Source organism: Methylomonas sp. (assembly GCF_023228165.1).
Classification (GTDB): Bacteria; Pseudomonadota; Gammaproteobacteria; order Methylococcales; family Methylomonadaceae; genus Methylomonas.
On record NZ_JALOBS010000014.1, the window covers coordinates 13,663 to 30,876 of the forward strand.

15 protein-coding genes are annotated in these 17,214 nt (G+C 52.1%); 6 read left to right on the forward strand and 9 right to left on the reverse strand.

Annotation, left to right across the window (positions count from 1 at the left end; translation table 11 throughout):
- Nucleotides 1-65: 65 nt before the first annotated feature.
- From M0R33_RS11995 to M0R33_RS12005, 3 genes are all read right to left on the reverse strand, one after another.
- Entirely contained in the window at nt 66-2,198 is a 2,133-nt protein-coding gene (locus tag M0R33_RS11995; protein WP_292569133.1) for a YgiQ family radical SAM protein, read from the reverse strand.
- Nucleotides 2,195-2,998, reverse strand: coding sequence for a spermine synthase (locus M0R33_RS12000; RefSeq protein WP_292569136.1), 804 nt, complete (start codon nt 2,996-2,998; stop codon nt 2,195-2,197). The genes M0R33_RS11995 and M0R33_RS12000 overlap by 4 nt, the downstream gene beginning before the upstream one ends.
- Before the next feature lie 457 nt (nt 2,999-3,455).
- Nucleotides 3,456-4,751 (reverse strand): right-handed parallel beta-helix repeat-containing protein, encoded by a 1,296-nt coding sequence (locus tag M0R33_RS12005; protein ID WP_292569139.1) that lies wholly within the window; start codon nt 4,749-4,751, stop codon nt 3,456-3,458.
- A gap of 405 nt (nt 4,752-5,156) precedes the next feature.
- On the opposite strand from M0R33_RS12005, the gene M0R33_RS12010 reads away from it, so the two are divergent.
- A complete protein-coding gene (locus M0R33_RS12010) occupies nt 5,157-5,588 on the forward strand; it encodes a type VI secretion system amidase effector protein Tae4 (RefSeq protein ID WP_292569142.1) in 432 nt (143 codons plus the stop codon).
- Complete coding sequence (locus M0R33_RS12015) at nt 5,585-6,040, forward strand: hypothetical protein (protein ID WP_292569144.1); 456 nt, start codon at nt 5,585-5,587, stop codon at nt 6,038-6,040. Before M0R33_RS12010 ends, M0R33_RS12015 begins: the two co-directional genes overlap by 4 nt.
- Before the next feature lie 120 nt (nt 6,041-6,160).
- Here the strand turns inward: M0R33_RS12015 and M0R33_RS12020 are convergent, their stop codons facing one another.
- The 3 genes from M0R33_RS12020 to M0R33_RS12030 all read right to left on the reverse strand — a co-directional run bounded on the left by M0R33_RS12020 (nt 6,161) and on the right by M0R33_RS12030 (nt 10,314).
- Nucleotides 6,161-7,243 carry an NAD(P)/FAD-dependent oxidoreductase gene (locus tag M0R33_RS12020; protein WP_292569147.1) on the reverse strand — a complete coding sequence of 361 codons (1,083 nt, stop codon included), beginning with the start codon at nt 7,241-7,243 and terminating at the stop codon, nt 6,161-6,163.
- A 5-nt stretch (nt 7,244-7,248) separates the two neighbouring features.
- Nucleotides 7,249-8,181, reverse strand: coding sequence for a hypothetical protein (locus M0R33_RS12025; protein WP_292569149.1), 933 nt, complete (start codon nt 8,179-8,181; stop codon nt 7,249-7,251).
- Between the two features lie 240 nt (nt 8,182-8,421).
- Nucleotides 8,422-10,314 carry a serine/threonine-protein kinase gene (locus tag M0R33_RS12030; protein ID WP_292569151.1) on the reverse strand — a complete coding sequence of 631 codons (1,893 nt, stop codon included), beginning with the start codon at nt 10,312-10,314 and terminating at the stop codon, nt 8,422-8,424.
- 415 nt (nt 10,315-10,729) lie between these two features.
- Between M0R33_RS12030 and M0R33_RS12035 the strand changes: the two genes are divergently transcribed.
- The 3 genes from M0R33_RS12035 to M0R33_RS12045 are packed head-to-tail and all read left to right on the forward strand — an operon-like array spanning nt 10,730 to nt 13,623.
- Complete coding sequence (locus tag M0R33_RS12035) at nt 10,730-11,113, forward strand: hypothetical protein (RefSeq protein WP_292569154.1); 384 nt, start codon at nt 10,730-10,732, stop codon at nt 11,111-11,113.
- Nucleotides 11,114-11,131: 18 nt separating this feature from the next.
- Entirely contained in the window at nt 11,132-11,785 is a 654-nt protein-coding gene (locus tag M0R33_RS12040) for a DUF2760 domain-containing protein (protein ID WP_292569156.1), read from the forward strand.
- Nucleotides 11,782-13,623, forward strand: a complete 1,842-nt coding sequence (locus M0R33_RS12045; protein WP_292569159.1) for an Hsp70 family protein — start codon at nt 11,782-11,784, stop codon at nt 13,621-13,623. Before M0R33_RS12040 ends, M0R33_RS12045 begins: the two co-directional genes overlap by 4 nt.
- 49 nt (nt 13,624-13,672) lie before the next feature.
- Here the strand turns inward: M0R33_RS12045 and M0R33_RS12050 are convergent, their stop codons facing one another.
- The 3 genes from M0R33_RS12050 to M0R33_RS12060 form a co-directional block, all read right to left on the reverse strand.
- The gene (locus M0R33_RS12050; protein WP_292569162.1) at nt 13,673-14,527 is read right to left on the reverse strand and encodes an OmpA family protein; all 855 of its coding nucleotides are present in this window, start codon (nt 14,525-14,527) and stop codon (nt 13,673-13,675) included.
- 104 nt (nt 14,528-14,631) lie between these two features.
- Nucleotides 14,632-15,453: an MOSC N-terminal beta barrel domain-containing protein gene (locus M0R33_RS12055; RefSeq protein WP_292569165.1), complete on the reverse strand. Its 822-nt coding sequence runs from the start codon at nt 15,451-15,453 to the stop codon at nt 14,632-14,634.
- Nucleotides 15,454-15,471: 18 nt separating this feature from the next.
- Nucleotides 15,472-15,888: a PilZ domain-containing protein gene (locus M0R33_RS12060; RefSeq protein WP_292569168.1), complete on the reverse strand. Its 417-nt coding sequence runs from the start codon at nt 15,886-15,888 to the stop codon at nt 15,472-15,474.
- 174 nt (nt 15,889-16,062) lie between these two features.
- On the opposite strand from M0R33_RS12060, the gene M0R33_RS12065 reads away from it, so the two are divergent.
- Nucleotides 16,063-17,193, forward strand: coding sequence for an ABC transporter substrate-binding protein (locus tag M0R33_RS12065; protein ID WP_292569171.1), 1,131 nt, complete (start codon nt 16,063-16,065; stop codon nt 17,191-17,193).
- Nucleotides 17,194-17,214: the final 21 nt, after the last annotated feature.

The window sequence follows — 17,214 nt, forward strand, 5'->3', positions numbered from 1 at the left end:
TGCGGCTTATGGCTTAACATAGACGCATTGTTAGCTAAAGTCAAAGGCGTGAATGCCCGGCTTATTCACTTGGACCTGCGGAGTTTGGGGGGCGATGATTTTGTCTTGATGCCGTTATATTTGGTAGTAAAGGGGCGTTTATTTGGCTGCGACTTATCCAACGGATTTTCAGCCATCTTGGGCTGATAACTGGGGATTAGATGCTGTTTACCATTGCCGATCAAATCAGCTCGCCCCATGTCTTTTAATGCCTCCCGTAACAACGGCCAGTTTTTCGGGTCGTGATAACGTAAAAACGCTTTATGAATACGCCGTTGCTTGACGCTACGCGGAATCGGCATGTCCGGCACGTTGCGACCGACTTTATGCAGCGTATCCTTGCCGGAATGGTACATGGCGGTGGCTATAGACATCGGTGACGGCAAAAATGCCTGCACCTGATCGGCTCTAAAGCCGTTCCGTTTCAGCCATAAGGCCAGATTTAGCATGTCTTTATCTTCGGTGCCGGGATGGGCGGCTATGAAGTAGGGGATCAAATACTGTTCTTTACCGGCTTCCTTGGAAAACTTATCGAACATCTGCTTGAAGCGATCGTAACTCCCCATGCCCGGTTTCATCATTTTCGACAGTGGGCCTTGTTCGGTGTGTTCGGGAGCGATTTTCAGATAACCGCCGACATGATGCGTAACCAATTCCTTGACGTATTCCGGCGTCTCCACGGCAAGGTCGTAACGCAAACCGGAAGCGATAAAGATTTTTTTGATGCCCGGTAACTTCCTGGCCCGGCGATATAGTTTCACCAGCGGGGTTTGGTCGGTATTCAAATTTTGGCAAATGCCGGGGTAGACGCAGGAAGGCTTACGGCAGGAGGCTTCGATTTCAGGGTCCTTGCAAGCCAGTCTCCACATGTTGGCGGTCGGCCCGCCCAGGTCGGAAATATGGCCGGTGAAGTTGGGTGAGGTGTCGCGGATGGCTTCGATCTCGCGGATGATGGAATCTTCCGAACGATTCTGAATGATGCGGCCTTCGTGTTCGGTAATCGAACAAAAACTGCAACCACCGAAACAGCCGCGCATGATCAGCACCGAATGCTGAATCATTTCAAAGGCCGGAATATTAGATTTACCGTAATGCGTATGCGGTAAACGGGAATAGGGCAGGTCGAATACACCATCCATTTCCGGTGTCGTCAGCGGCAATGGCGGCGGATTAATCCACACCTCGCGGCTGCCGTGGCGTTGAATCAGGGCGCGGGCGTTGCCGGGGTTGGTTTCGCCGTGCATCACCCTTGAAGCATGGGCGTACAGAATCGGGTCGTCCTTTACCGCTTCGTAATCCGGCAGGCGGATCACGGTTTGCGCGCGTTGTTTGTTGGCGATGGGTTTGAACTGGATGACTTTTTCGTCGCCGCTGGTCTTAGGTTTGTCTTCGCATGCAGGCTGTTCCTGATACGGACTTTGATGCACGATGACCGCGCCGGGTTTGTCGATGTCGGTAGAGTCTTTTTCCATCCAGCCCAGCGGCACTTGTTTTACAAAATGCACGGTGCCACGGATGCCTTTTAAGTCATGAATATTTTCGCCTTTGGCCAAACGGTGGGCGATTTCGACGATCTGCCGCTCGCCGTTGCCATACACCAATAAATCGGCTTTAGCATCCAGAATTATCGATTTACGCACCTTGTCCGACCAATAATCGTAATGCGCAATCCGGCGTAGGCTGGCTTCGATGCCGCCGATGATGATGGGAACGTTTTTAAAGGCTTCCCGGCAGCGATGCGAATACACATTGACCGCCCGATCCGGCCGCCTGCCGGCTGAACCGTCGGCGGTATAGGCGTCATTGGAGCGAATTTTTTTATCCGACGTGTAGCGGTTAACCATGGAATCCATGTTGCCGCCGGTAACGCCGAAAAACAGCTTGGGCTGACCGAGCTTTTTAAAATCCTCGGCGCTATGCCAGTCCGGTTGCGAAATAATCCCCACCCGGAATCCCTGCGCTTCCAATACCCGGCCAATCACCGCCATGCCGAAGCTGGGATGATCGACATAAGCATCGCCTGTGACCAGGATGATATCGCAGGCATCCCAGCCCAGTTGTTGCATTTGCTGCATGCTCATCGGCAGTTCCGGTGCCGGTCCGAAGCGTTGGGCCCAGTATTTTTTGTAGCCGAAGATATTGGCTGCGTTGTGATTCACTTATTGATTACCCGATTGATAACGCTGGTATTGTTGCGTTTGATGTCTTGAATAAAAGTAGGAAATTCCAGCTGATACTGTTGTTCCAGGCGTATGGCTTTTTCGCTTAAGGCTTTCATGCTGGGTTTGGGGAACTCTTCGCCAAAGGCAAAGCCGATGATGTTGCCCCGTTTGCGTACCGGCAAAAACAGCATGCGCCCGCCAAATACCCGACCGAGATTCCAGGTAACTTGTTTGAACAAGTCTTTGTCGGTACCCCATAAATTGATAACCAACAGACCGTTTTTGGTCATTAAGGTTCGACAGTTATCGAAAAAGAGTTCGCTACTCACTTCCGGTGCCATGCCGGCGTGGTCGTAGGCATCGATCATCACCAAGTCGTATAAGCCATCAAGAGACCGGCTTTGTTGCAGTACATGTTGCGCCCCGCAACCGATCTTGATCTTCAGGCGCGGATCGAAGGGTAATGCAAAATGACTGCGTGCCACTTTTAACACACTGCTGCGAAATTCCACCACTTTTAACCGGCAATCGCTAAATTGATGCAGCATGAATTTGGCGATAGTACCGCCGCCCAAGCCAATCATTAACACGTCTTTGGGAGCATCGTTAAATAGCAGCAAGGCCATCATGGCCCGCGCATACAGGGAATGCAGCCGGTTGGGATTTGACAACAACATGGTGCTTTGGCGGGAGTGCGAGCCGAAATGCAAGGCTCTAACACCTTCTTTATCAACGATTTCTATGATGCCTTCGTCATCATGGCTTTGGTGCACAACCAGACCGTCATATTTATACATGCGATACGGCGAAAGGAAAATTTAAGCATTTTCCTTGAAAATCCGTCGCTTGTCTTGTTAATAATTTTGCACGGACTGGTTTTGTTAGATTGAGGGGATCGGTGAGCGGTTTAGAGGCGTAGTACGATCAATTTTAGCGATTTCCTTGTAGGCCACGCTACCTGCCGCTTTCCTGTTAAGCGGGGCGCTGGCCGACACTATATTGCCATTCGAAATTGCTGTCTAAATAGACATCTCAACAGTATTTTGTTGAAAACCGGAGTTACCTGTCCGGCAGAACTTGTATGTTTGGGGCATTTCAAGTTAATTCTACGGCGCAACAAAAGGGCGGATGGAAGATGAACGGACTTCTTGCCACCCGCAATCATCTCAAGTTGAACCCGAGGATTTAAAGGGGCAACGAGAAATACGTAAAGCAAAGGTTCCGTCCGTTTATGCATAACCGTGCACAGCAGCCTCATTTCGCGGCAGTCTTACCGGGCAGACTGGCAAGGGTGCCGTCAAACACTGGCAGGCCGGCTTCGCTACGGGTGGCAAATCTGTGATTACCGGATTCATCGGCTCCGGTGAGACCCAGATTATCCACCCCTACAAAACTGTTATTCAAAATAGCGACCGGGCCGAGTTTACGGCCTCTAATTAGCACGCCCCGGCCACTTCGGTCATAAATCACCCAGTTGTCCTCCATCCTGAAAGAGTGTCCGTCGGGAAGTAAGCGTGATTCCAAGGCAAGGCCTATCATGTCGCTGTTGTCGGACTGCGGACCTTGCTGCAGCACGTTACGGCGCAAAATGATTTTGCCGCCGGCAAAAGCATCCAATACCCGCGAATTATGTCCATTCAACGCCGCCAGGATACTATCTTCGACGGTTAGAACGCGCGCACCCGATTTCAGTAAATGGCCGGCGTTCTGGCTCGACAATATTCGGCAGCGGCGAATCAATACATCGTCGCCGCCGTTGAGGTAAAGGCCGTGCGCCCGACCATTACCGAAACCATTGCCGCTAAATATCGAGTCCTCTATCAGGAGATGTCCGTCGCTTGCACCGAGCATCCCCTCCTGATTGTCGTGACAGTATAGGTTCCGAACCGTCAAGTCGCGGGTGCCGGGATCCAGTCTGATGCAAGCGCCATTGCCGTCTCCAACCGAGATGTCGGAGATTTCCAGACCCTCGACAATGATATTCGGGGCAGCCGTGACCAATGCGCCTTTCCCCGCGCAAACACCACCGACAAGATGCGCGCGATGGCCGTCCGCGCTTCGCTCGCCAATAATGTGCAAAGGTTTTCGGATTACGGCGCATGTGCCATTGATTTCCGGGGCTAAGCGGATTTCCCCGCCGATTGGAGCGGCGTCCACGGCTTTTTGCAGGTTGTTGAAATCGCAACCTTGACTGCAAACCGACAATGCCTTGGGATCGGTTGGGGGCTGACTGGCAGCAGCAGGCACTACCGGAACAGGTTGCGCGCGCGCGGTGTCGTGACCGGCTTTGAGTATCAAGGCCTCTTCTATGCGTTGAAGGCGGCTGTCTTCGCTTTCCCGCATCTTCTGAAGCTCGTCGCGCAAGGCGCGGATTTCGGTTTTCAGCTCCTCGATAGCCGATTGAGCGCCGGCCTGATAATAGCCTAGATCCTGACGTACCCGCTCGATCCGGGGGTCGACTTGTTGGTCCACTCCGGCGGAAGAGGCGCTGAAAATCAGCAAAACCGGTAGCCAGTGTAAGTACCTTAAGGTGATTCGCGGATTGCCCATGTGACACCGATGATAGATTAGAATTCCAGCGGTGGATTTCGCCGATTCGATATGGATTCTGCGCCTTGGCTGACACTCCGTCAAGCAACGTTCCTAAACAAGTGCGACCGCGGATGCGACTATCATGCCGCCCTTAAGCCTGCCGGTTATAGCTGGCAAGGGGTATCGTGACAGAGTAAGGGACTGCACGCATTGGGGTGTGCGACGGGGTGGCGATTTGTTTGGCCGGGCGGTACTACGCTGATAGTCTCAATCCGCTATAAGGCTGAAAATCCGGCGACTGCATCGATTGAAATCGAAAAATTACCGGCTATACTGAGTTGCGCTTGACTGATGCGCGGATCCGATACTTAACAAACAGCTGGCTAGATCACCCGGCACAGCTTGTCGCAAAGGGGAATTAAGATGTCTAAGCCCGCGTTTATTAATTTGTGGGGCAACTATCCAACCGAAAGTGCGCCTTGCGACGGTCCTTGGAGCAACCAGTGCGCAATACGTATGAGCATAACCCTGAATGCCGAATTGACGATCAAGGTCAACAAAAACACCTACTCGGAGCCCAAATGCGCTCACGGCCATGCAAGAGGCGCCGAATCGCTCGCAAACTGGCTTTGGAAGAATCATTTAGGCCGTCCCAAGATTTATAGTGATGGGGCCGACGGCAAATTTAACATCAACAACAAAACCGGTATCATCTTTTTCAAAGACTGCTTTACACGCGCGGGTGAAACGGCCAGAAGGGGCGACCATATCGATCTATGGAACAAAGGTACCACCAAAACCTATTCGGACCCGGCAAATAAATCCGCCCAAATTTGGTTTTGGGAATTGTCATGAAGCGGATTTCAAAAACTTTGCTAATGTCGGTTGCCGTCTTTTCAAATAACGTATCCTGCGGGAAGGCAAACACCTCGGATATCGCGCAACAACAGCTTTATAGCAATAAGGCCGGAACCCAAATACGACTGCTGGAATACCATGGCAACTGTCAGGCCATCTCGTTAACCGAGGATGGTACGATCGTCCGGTATGCTTTGGATATGCCCGCGCCATGCCACTTTCATACCGACAAAATGGGTAACATACGAACCCTGGATGAATCGGGTTATGTTTATATTTTAATCGAGTCATCAAAGCAAATGCCCCGGCAACACAGCGACTGTGAAACGCACCTTCAATCCATTCGTATAAAGGGCACGCTTGTCGAAATATCAAAACACAAGGAGCGTGTAGCGTCTTGCCCGCCTTTCCAATGGGACGCGTTTATGTTCACGGAACTTTTTGACTAACAAAGAAATGCAATAGAAATTGCCAGCCATTAACCGGGCGTCACTTTGCGAAAACCGGGCCGGGTTTTTCGGGCGCTTGATTCCCTTACCTGTCTGCGGGCGAATAAAAAGGTCGGGTGTTCAGAGCATTAAGGCTTTGTAGACCCGCTCGGCGGATTCCAGCGCGCCTTCCATGTAGCCGCCTTCGCGAGAGGCGGTTTCGGTGCCGCAGAAATACAGTTTGTCTTGCCAATGATCCAGTTGCAGCAAGGGATGGCCGTAAGCAGGGTGTGTGTTGGGTGGGATTTGATCCTCACTACGGGCTGTAAAGGTTTCCGTGCTCCAATCTTGAATACTGATTCGTAAAGGGTTGGCCGCCTGTTCGCCGAACAGCCCGGTTAATTGTTGCACTACCCGTTCTTCCAGGTTTTCCCGGTAATAGGCGCGGACTGCCGATGGCAGTCCGAAAAACCCGAACAATGCCGCCTTTTGCGGATCAGAGGGGCAGGCATCGTATAGTTCGGTCAGCACCGCGCCGTGATAACGCAGCAGGCCGTTGCCGGAAAAGCCGAATTGACGCCAGAATGGCTGCTCATACACCAGCACCGCTTTGGCGTGACCCGCCATCCAGGTCGGCGTATCGCGCAACAGCCGAATAAACTTGGCCGATAATGGCGGTTCGAAGGTTATCGTGTCGGCCAGCAAACGCGGGGGAGCAGCCAGTACCACTTGCCGGGCCCGCACATGCCTGTGGACGGTGGGAGTGGCGAATTCCAAATCAATGTAAGCGCCTCGGTCTGTCAGGCCGAACAAACGATGTTGCAAGTGGATTGAGGCTTGCGGCAACAGCTGCATTAAACCGTTAATCAATTGCCCGCAACCACCTTCGATACGGCGCGAGCCGGCATGGGTTTCCAGATCAATATACAGGGAAGGCGCTTGCCCGGCATCTATCTGATATAAGCCGTGGCCTTTATCCCATTGCTGAAACAACTTTAATCGCAGTCGATGCACCAGTTTGGCAATACGGGGTTGCTGATCGGGCCACAACCAGGTGGGGCCTAAATCCAGTGCCAATTTCGGGTCCGCCAAGGTTTGGGTGAGGATTCTGCCGCCACCACGGGCCCGCGCTTCGAACACGGCGATTTTCCGCTCGCCGTTTTGCAATTGCTCGGCTAGGGCTAAACCCGATAGTCCGGCACCGATAATGGCTATATCCAGCATCGCTGTCAGATCTCGACCCTAGGTCGGCATCGCAATGAGTTGCTTTGCCAGCGCGGTAAGGCCGGCGCTTCGGTGGAGGGCGTCGGCATGATCAGTTTCTTACGGAAAATGTCCCAGAAACCGTCATAGCGTTGCTGCACCCTGATACTCCAGCCCAAGACGATAGGCAAATGCACCGGCGCCCAGATGTAATGCCCGGGGTCGTCCGGATCGGCATTTTGCATGAAGTACATGGTGTACTTTTCCAGGACGCTGAGCGAGACAATGGCTTTACCGTCGACTTCGCCGGGTATGCTTTGTGTCACCGGGCTACTGAACTGAAAACGCTGTTGCCGGGCCTTGGCCTGAAAAGTACAAACCGGTTTAACCGGCGAGCTGTCGGCCGCGTCGTTCAGGTAGAGCACGGGCGCTTCGGCGGCTTCGGTATCCAGTAATGTGATCGATTCACCGTCCGCCAGAACAAGGGTACGACTTGATTCTACCAACTGCACGATGCCGAGTTGGCTAGCGTGTGCCGCAGTGCGCCATTCCAGCTCGAAGCGGGGTGCGATGGTCAACGTCGCTTGATCACGTATCAACCGCACTTCAGGAGTGTCCAGGCTAGAGTCGATCAGAGTTAATTTGTTATTTTCGGTTGAACGCGGCTGGTATGGATCGGCTTGCAAGGCTTGACGGCGTTGTGGGCTTAATAAATCCGCATCCCAGACAAAAGCCCGTAAAGGTTGATCAGACTGATTCACTGCCGCCAGGTTGGTCGCGGCAGTACTCAACCGGTATGAGCCGAGCAGTCCGCTTTGCAGGCCAAGCTCCAAATCGGCTAGTTTGCCGCTCATTCCTTCCGGCGATGCGATGCGATAGCGGTGACCCGCAAAAATATTGATCTCTCGGGCTATCGGCTTGGGCCGGGCCGGGAGGGGTAGCTGGAAAATGTAATCCATGGATTAGGCGATATCGATTGCCGATGCGAGTGAAATTCAAACTGACATTCAATAATGGGGCCAATCTGAAAAAACCGCTTGAACGACGAAAACGGCCCACTGTTAGCGGGTTAATCATGGATTAGGTGAATGCGGAGCTGTCTGACATCCTTTATCCCTGTCGTAAATGCGACAACCCGCCCTGGTTTTGTTGGTGAGGACAACTGATTTAACAACGCGGCAGGCATGCTGTCAAAATGATTACTCAGGTGCTGCCGCTTTACGCATATAGGCATAATCGACGATGACTTTCCAGCTGTGGTTTGGGCCGAAGTTGACCGAGTCCCAGGCCGCGATTTTGTGAGTCTCGATGCCGGCATGGGTAAAAAAATAGTAGCCGATGCTATCGTCATCCACCAGTATCTGGCGGCCAAAAGACTGCAAAGACGGAGACGCGTTAGTGGCCGGGTCGATAAACAGATTACTGCCGATGAATTCCGGCAATTCGTCAAATACGATCAAGCCATCTTCGCGCATGATCCAGGTATGTCTGGGATGGGTGTCGGACTGGGTATTCAGCGGAATGAAATCCGGCAGCACTTTTTCTGGATGCATGCGGGCTTCGAGATAATTGACCACCTGCCCCTCTCGCACTACCGGAACTCGATAAATCAATATCACGCGCTTATTTTCGATCTTGGCAAGAGGCCTTAGTAAATGTTCCGCGTTATCATCGCCGTCTTTGCTGAACACGGTCGAGATTTCGGAGGTATTACGCAGGCTAAAAGACTCGAATTTAGGATATTGGCTTTGGAGTTGGGCAAGCAACTGCTGGCTGGCGTCACTATCCGAAACCTTGATTTGGGCGGCGGCCTGATTCAGGTCGGAGAACAAACGGCGAGTTCCGTTCTCAATGCTGTTGGCGATCGCCCTGGCTTCCTTTTGCGCTTGTTCGCCGAAAGCGGTGACCACGACCAAGGATTCTTCGGCCTGAAGCTTGGCCTGTTCCATCTGCCTGGCATAATAGACCGAAAAGCCGGCGCCGCCGATAACGGCGGTCAGCAATAAGCTAGCCATGACCAGCATGGTCCTGTTTTGTACCAGAAAGCGGTGCAATAATTCCTGTTTACTATAGGCGTATACATTGACCATGCGTCCTTCGCGGAAGGCTTTCAGCTCGGCAGCCAACTCACCGGCATTGGCAAATCGATTTTCCGGTTGCATCTGCATGGCCTTGGCGCAGATGGCGATCAATTCGGGCGGTGCGGCCGGGTTGATTTGCTTGGCTGAAGGCGACTTTTTGCGAGATTCAATTTGCTTTTGAATGTCGGTTAAGGAACCTCGATAGGGCAGTTCGCCGGTCAGGATTCGATACAGGATGACACCAAGACTGTAAACATCACTGGCCTTGCTGGCAAGACCGTTAAATTGTTCCGGCGCCATATAAGCCGGCGTTCCCAGGACTTCCGAAGTGTGAGTGTCGCTCAAGGTGTGGCGCTGATGAGTCTGTGCTTCACGGTAAAAATAGGTGTTGTCGTTATCTTCCAACACTTGAGCCAGGCCCCAGTCGAAAAGGATGGTTTCGCCAAAGTTGCCGCTGATAATGTTGCCGGGTTTCAGATCGCGGTGGATGACGCCTTTTGAATGGGCGTAGGCCACCGTGTCGCAGGCCGCGATCATGATATCCAAAAGCCTGATGCGCTGGGCGAATGCCGTTTCTGATGCCGTTTGCATGCATTTTCTAAGCGATTTTTCCAGGGTTTCTCCCTTGACATAGCGCATGACATAGTAGGGCTGTCCATCCTTGCGCCGGCCTAATTCATAGATCGGAACGATGCCCGGATGTTCAAGTTTGCCGGTAATCTTGGCTTCGTGGATGAAGGTGTTGGCGATTTCGATATTGGCGGGAGTGTCTAGACTGTATTCTTCCAGCAGTTCCTTGACCGCGACTCTGCGACCAATGATTTCATCATAGGCCAGATTGACCCGTCCCATGCCGCCTTGGTCGATCAAGTCCAATAAAGTCAGATGATCCGGGTATTTCGAGTCACTCAACTGTGCTCGCTGTTTGGCGGCGGCCGGATTGTCAGGCCGCAGTCGGGTGAAATCGTCGTCGGATAATCCAGTTTCAGGGATAGGTGTATTTGAGCTCATGCTGGGTCTTGGGCTGGTTCGTTAGCTAAATCAAGAATGGCTGATGGTCACCGATAAGGATTTCCTAAAAACATCCTCCCGAATCGGAACGTCTCGTGGGAATGGATTTACGAAGTGCCCTCCGGCTATATGCCCGGAGCGAAAAAATCGGCCAATTAATTGGCGGAAACCTATTTCAGACCATATTTTTAGTCCAAAGACTAGCATGATTTGTATAACTGGCGGCTTAGGCAAGGATTTTACTTTGGAAGTCGCCTTGCCGCGTCCACTATTGGGTGGTTCTGACCGATTTCAAGCTGATTTGATCCGGTGTGTCATGAGGCGTAATCGGGTTTATCGGCCTGCTTGGTTGTGGCTAATCGCCTGCATCGCGTAAAATCCCGCCTAAACGATGTTTAACCCATGGAGTAGCCCAATGAAATATTCTTTAATCGCCGTGCTGTTGTTAGTCAGCAATCTGACTTTCGCCGACGAAGCAGCCAAGGACGAGTGGAATGAGACCACCTTAAAAGAAGAAACCATTCAAAAAATTCAACAGGCCCAATTCACTTATAAAAAATGCGTGGTCGACGCCATGAAAAAACCGGATTTCGCTCAACTGGAAAGCCGTCGTGCCACGGATGCCATCATTAAGGTCTGCGAACCGACTTTGGCTGAAATGCGTAATGTGTATATCGATGCCGGCGTGCCCGGTGTGATTGCCGATCGGCATTTGAGAAAACTTAGAATTCAGGTTACCCGTAATTTATTGCAGGAACTGATGTATGTCGAAGCCGCTAAAAAAGCCGGCCAACCCTAATCAACCCTATTTAAAACAATGAATACCTATACTATCGATCTTGCTTTACGTCCGAACACGTTCGATTTGTGGCACGTTTGCCTGGCCGGCACGGTTGCCGTATTGGCTTTGCTTTTAATTGTCGTGCTGATATCGGTGTTGTTGGGTATGCGTCGTTGTAAACGCAGTGTTCCGGCAACACTGGTAGCGCCGGCAGCAGCCCCGCAACCCGAAATCAAAATCGTCGAAAAAATTGTCGAAGTTGAAAAAGTAGTCCAGGCGCCCGCGCCCGAACCCGTCATCCTCAAAGAGGCAACCCCTGATGCGGCCCTGCAACTGTTGAGTTTATTGCAAAAAGAGGCCCGCTTCATCGACTTTATCAAGGAAGATGTCAGTGCTTATTCCGATGCCGATATCGGCGCGGCGGCGCGGGTGGTGCATCAAGGTTGCAGCAAAGCCGTCAATGAGCATTTTAGCTTGGCACCCATCAGTCAGGATCAGGAAGGTAGTCGGGTGGTTTTGAACAAAGGTTTCGATGCCGCCAGTTACCGGTTGACCGGCAATATTGTCGGCGAAGCGCCGTTTAACGGTACTTTGGTACACAAAGGATGGCAGGTTACCGATTTTCGTTTGCCCAAATTGACGGAAGGACACAACGCCAAAATTATCGCCGCCGCCGAGGTTGAATTATGAGTACGGAAGCCCGTTATTCAGTCGGTATAGACTTGGGCACCACGCATTGCGTTATTTCTTATGTGGATTTTGAACATAGCGATGACGAAGTGGAATTGACGGTTTTAGCGATTCCGCAATTGACCGGGCCGGGTACAATTGAAGAAAAATCGCAATTGGCCTCGTTTACCTATTTGCCGCATGCGGCGGAAATGGTCGAAGGCGCGACGGCGTTGCCCTGGGCCGCAAAGCCCGCGTTTCTGGTCGGCGAAATTGCCCGTAACCTGGGTAGCAAAACTCCGATTCGCTTGGTAGCCAGCGCTAAAAGTTGGTTATGCCACGCCGGCGTCGATTGCAAGCAGGCCATTTTGCCGGTCGATGCGCCCGAAGAAGTGGAACGCATCTCACCTTTCGCTGCCAGCAAGGCCTATTTGCAGCATTTACTTGATGCCTGGAATCATCAATTTCCGGAGCATCGTCTGGAACAGCAGGATGTCACCATTACCGTGCCGGCCTCGTTTGACCCTGCCGCGCGGGAATTGACCGTGGAAGCCGCACGCTCGGTCGGGTTACATCAAGCCGTGCTGCTGGAAGAACCGCAAGCCGCTTTGTATAGCTGGATTGAAAAAAGTGAGGGCGATTGGCGTAATCACGTGCATGTCGGCGACGTGATTCTGGTGATCGACGTCGGCGGCGGCACCACCGACTTGTCGTTGATCGCGGTAACCGAACAAGAGGGCAATCTGCAATTGACTCGGGTAGCGGTCGGCGATCATATTCTGCTGGGCGGCGATAACATGGATTTGGCGCTTGCCTACACCGTTAAGGCCAAAATGGAACAGGAAAGCGGCAAACGCTTGGAGTCCTGGCAATTACAGGCGCTCACCCACGCCTGCCGGGAAGCCAAGGAAAAACTGTTCAACCAGACCGAGTTAAGCAGCATACCTATCGTAGTAGCCAGTCGCGGCTCGTCTTTAATCGGCGGCACGCTGCGCACCGAGTTAAGCCGAGACGAATTAAACCGGGTGTTGATAGACGGCTTCCTGCCACAGGTAGCCGTGAGTGACAGGCCTATGGTCAAGCCGCGCAGCGGTTTGCGCTCCGCCGGTTTGCCATATGCCCAGGATGCCGGCATAACCCGCCATTTGGCGGCCTTTTTAGCCAAACAAAAGCAGGCTACCACCGAGTTAGACCATGCGGAGCCGGCCGAAAATGCCAGTTTCCTGCATCCCACCGCGGTATTATTCAACGGCGGGGTTTTAAAAGCCGCCGGTTTGTCCGAGCGCTTAATGGGTATTTTAAACAGTTGGTTGCAGGCGGAACAGGCTCCGGAAGCCCGGTCGTTGAGCGGCGCCGACCTGGATTTGGCCGTGGCGCGCGGTGCGGCCTATTACGGTTTTGTGCGCAAAGGTAAAGGTGTGCGTATCAAAGGCGGTACCGCCGCGTCATATTATGTAGGCGTTGAAAGCGCCATGCCTGCCGTGCCTGGATTACCGGCTGAAATCGAGGCCTTGTGCATCGCTCCATTCGGCATGGAAGAGGGTAGCGAACAAGCCTTGCCTAACGACGAATTCGGTTTGATTATCGGCGAGCAGGTACGGTTCCGTTTTTTCGCCTCCAAAACCCGCCGTGAAGACCACGTTGGAACTCGGCTGGAAACCTGGGGCGCTGATGAACTGGAAGAACTGGACGAGATTGAAATCACGCTACCGGAAGAGGATAAGCATCCCGGTGAAATCGTCCCTGTGCATTTGTCGGCTGCCGTTACCGAAGTAGGTACTTTGGAGCTGAGAGCGGTATCCAATCGGGACGATAAGCGCTGGAAAATCGAGTTTGATGTGCGAGCCGGCGACCATTAAACCGGACTAAGCAGTTGGGCATGTTGATCATGCCCAACTGTGATCCGGCTTACTGATAGTAAGGGTTGGTGGTTGGCTGGGGGTAACCTTGTTGCGGATATTGCTGATAAGGCTGTTGCTGCTGAGGATACTGTTGTTGTGGATATTGCTGATACGGTTGTTGCTGTTGCGGATACTGTTGCTGCGGGTAACTTTGCGGTTGTTGGTTACCTTGAGGCTGCTGCTGAGGCTGTTGGTTTGCACCCGCGTTTTGGTTGGCGATGATCGAAATTTCCACCCGGCGGTTGATGGCACGGTTTGCATCGCTGGTATTGGGGACTTTGGGTTGGCTTTCGCCCATGCCTTGTTTAGCAATTCGAATCGGATTGACACCGCGTTGCGCTAAATAATTAGCAACACTCAAGGCGCGGGCTTCCGATAAACGCTGATTGTCTGCATCGGAACCAATGTCATCGGTATGACCCGTGACCATCAGGTTGGATTCAGGATAGTTGTTTAACACCTGAGCGACTGAATTCAGTGCATTTTGTGCGTCGAAATTCAAATCGGATCTGGCGAAGGCAAAATTCACGCTGCTGTTACTAGGCATGTTCAGCGTCAGAGTATTTTCGGCGGTGCGTTGCACTTGAATGCCGGTGCCTTGCAATGATTGCTGCATCTCTTGTTCTTGTTTATCCATGTAATAACCGATACCGGCACCCACGGCGGCACCCGCCAGGGCGCCCAAACCGGCGTTTTTCCAGTCATTACCACCAAACAAAGTACCCGCGCCGGCACCTACGGCGGCACCGATGCCTGCTCCTGCACCGGTTTTACTGATACCTGACTGACCGTTGTAAGGGGCGTTAGCACATCCGGACAGCAGGCCGATACCGACCCCCAGCGCAATTAATTTTTTATTCATGGTTGCATTCCTTTTGTAGTTTTTAGGATGTATTTTCTCTATTACATAAACTGTCGTGTGAGGCAATCTTGCATGCGTTTGCTTAAACCGGCCTTAATTACTGTTTAAGGCAGAGGCGGCTGTTTTTGGCCCGATTCCAGGATATCAACCCAATCGCCGACGGCCAAATTGCCGGTTCTATTGTGTAAGGCATTTTGACCGAAATAGATTTTATTGTCCCACCTCCGTGTACGGTTTAAAGTGGCAAGCGGTTCTTTATTCCTAATCGCTGTTTCCGGATCAATGCCGGGTACCGCGCAGCGGGAGCAGGGTTTTGGCAGTCTGAACTCAATTTGGTTTATTTTTATTTGCCGCCATTGGTCTTCGGCATAGCCGTCGCAATCCGCTATGACCAGATTGGGGCGAAAACGTTGCACGTTAACCGGTGTTGCCAACAGATGATTCAGCGCATTAAGAGAGCTTTCAGAGATGACCAGAAATGGAAAACCGTCTGAAAATGCCGTTTGATCCGCCGGTTGGGCGTAACGCTGATCGACTTGGCGGATTTGATCGTCGGGGTGGTAAACCAATCGGCAATCGGTTTGCAAAAACCGGCTAAACCACTCGTCGGCGGCAGGGGAAACCGTTTTAGCCAGGCAGCGGTCCCGCCATATGCCCACTTCGACGTCATCGCCGCCGGTGGGATATAACGATATCTCGAGCGCCGGCAGGTTGGGGGCGGACATGATTAAACCATCTGCTTCGATACGGGTATTAACCAAGGCCATTTGCGGCAGACTGCGTTGACTCAAAAATTGCTGCTGCGCATCGATCAACATCCATTTTCTATCGAATCGGAGACCGTTGTTATCTACCGGCCATTCCGTCACGGCTATGCCGGTCAGGGATTTGACCGGGTAAATATAAATCTGGCTGAGAACGGGCATGAGTATAAATGGATGAAATTAACCGAATTGTAAATCGGTTTGAGTGGACAGCAGATGATCGGCAAGTTCGGTTTGATAAGAATCGAACTTCAGGCCGTAACGCGGCGCGGATTGCGTATTAGCAACGATTGCTTTAATCGTGAACCGTCTGCCGTCGTTAAACTGTAAAAAAAAACTCACCCGGCTATTAACGGTTAACTTTTTTTCGCATTTTATTGCTGCGCCTTTACTGCTAATATCCAGTAACAGTACTTTGATCAGGCGGGGAAATAACAGGCTGTGGGTTTTGACGACGGCCCTGATGTCGTTACGCCGATAGCGCACCGAGACGCGTTTATTGGTGAGCAAGGAGTCGAGTTCGATATCCTGATCCAGTTCATCAAAGAAAAAATCCTCCAAGAAATCCGTATCCCCTATGAAATCGTTATCTGCCATTTTCAATGAACCGAATAATAAACTCGACTAAGTATTGTCGTTAAGTGCGGAAAATTCAATAGCAGCTTAACGGATTATTCGGCAAGCCGTTACAGGATTTATCCGTTAAAATCACAATTTTGCAGTTTTAACGTCACGGAAATGTTTAAAAAATACCCATACTTCGTAGGACTCATGCTGCTTTTCGCCGTTGGCAATGTAATAGCGGTCGGCAAGCAGAGCATTAAAATTGCCTATGTTTCCCAGGAGCGCGCTGTGCCGGCCGCGCTATCCAATCTGGACGATTTCATCCAAAACAAAGGCCTATTCGGCGCTGAACTGGCCATTAGCGATAACAACACCACCGGGCAATTTACTCAGCAGCAGTATGAGCTTAAAAAAATTGTGGTGCCTCTAGGAGGTGATCTCGTCAAGGCGTTTAATAGTTTGGGCGATGATACCGGCTTGGTGGTGTTAAACGTCAACCCCGGCCAAGTCAACCAGCTAGCCGATCTGCCGGCCGCGCAAAACAAATTATTGTTCGATGCCGCTAGCAGCGATGATGAATTACGCGGCGCTCAATGCCGGCAGCATGTACTGCATATTTTACCCAGCCGAGCCATGCGCGCCGACGCACTGGCGCAATACATGCTCAAAAAACGCTGGCGGGAATGGTTTCTGGTGGTGGGTCAAACGCCGGAAGATCAATTATATGCCGCCGCCATTAAACGGGCCGCCAAGCGTTACGGGATGAAACTGGTGGCGGAAAAGGCCTGGGACAATACTTACGATGTCCGGCGCACCGCGCAATCCGACGTGCCGCAATTTACTCAGGGCGAGGATTACGATGTGCTGGTGGTGGCCGACGAACAAGGCCTGTTCGGCGAATATCTGGATTACCGTACCTGGCTGCCAAGACCCGTGATTGGCACCCAAGGCTTGATCGCCACGGCTTGGCATCGCACCCATGAACAATGGGGCGCGGTGCAATTGCAAAACCGCTTCAAGGAACAGGCCGGGCGCTGGATGGAAGAAGAAGACTATGCCGCTTATTTGGCGGTACGGGCGATAGGCGAAGCCAGCGTGCGGGCTAAATCGGACCAAGTACAAGCCATCAAAGACTACATGCTGTCCGATGCATTCGCCCTGCAAGGTTATAAAGGCAAACCGTTGTCGTTCCGTTCCTGGGATGGGCAGCTACGCCAACCCATCTTACTGGCTGCCCCACGTTCCATGGTCGGTGTGGCGCCGCTAGATGGATTTTTACATCCCAAATCCGAACTCGATACCTTGGGTTACGACCAGCCGGAAACCGCCTGTCGATAATTTTTCAGCCAGGCTTTTGCA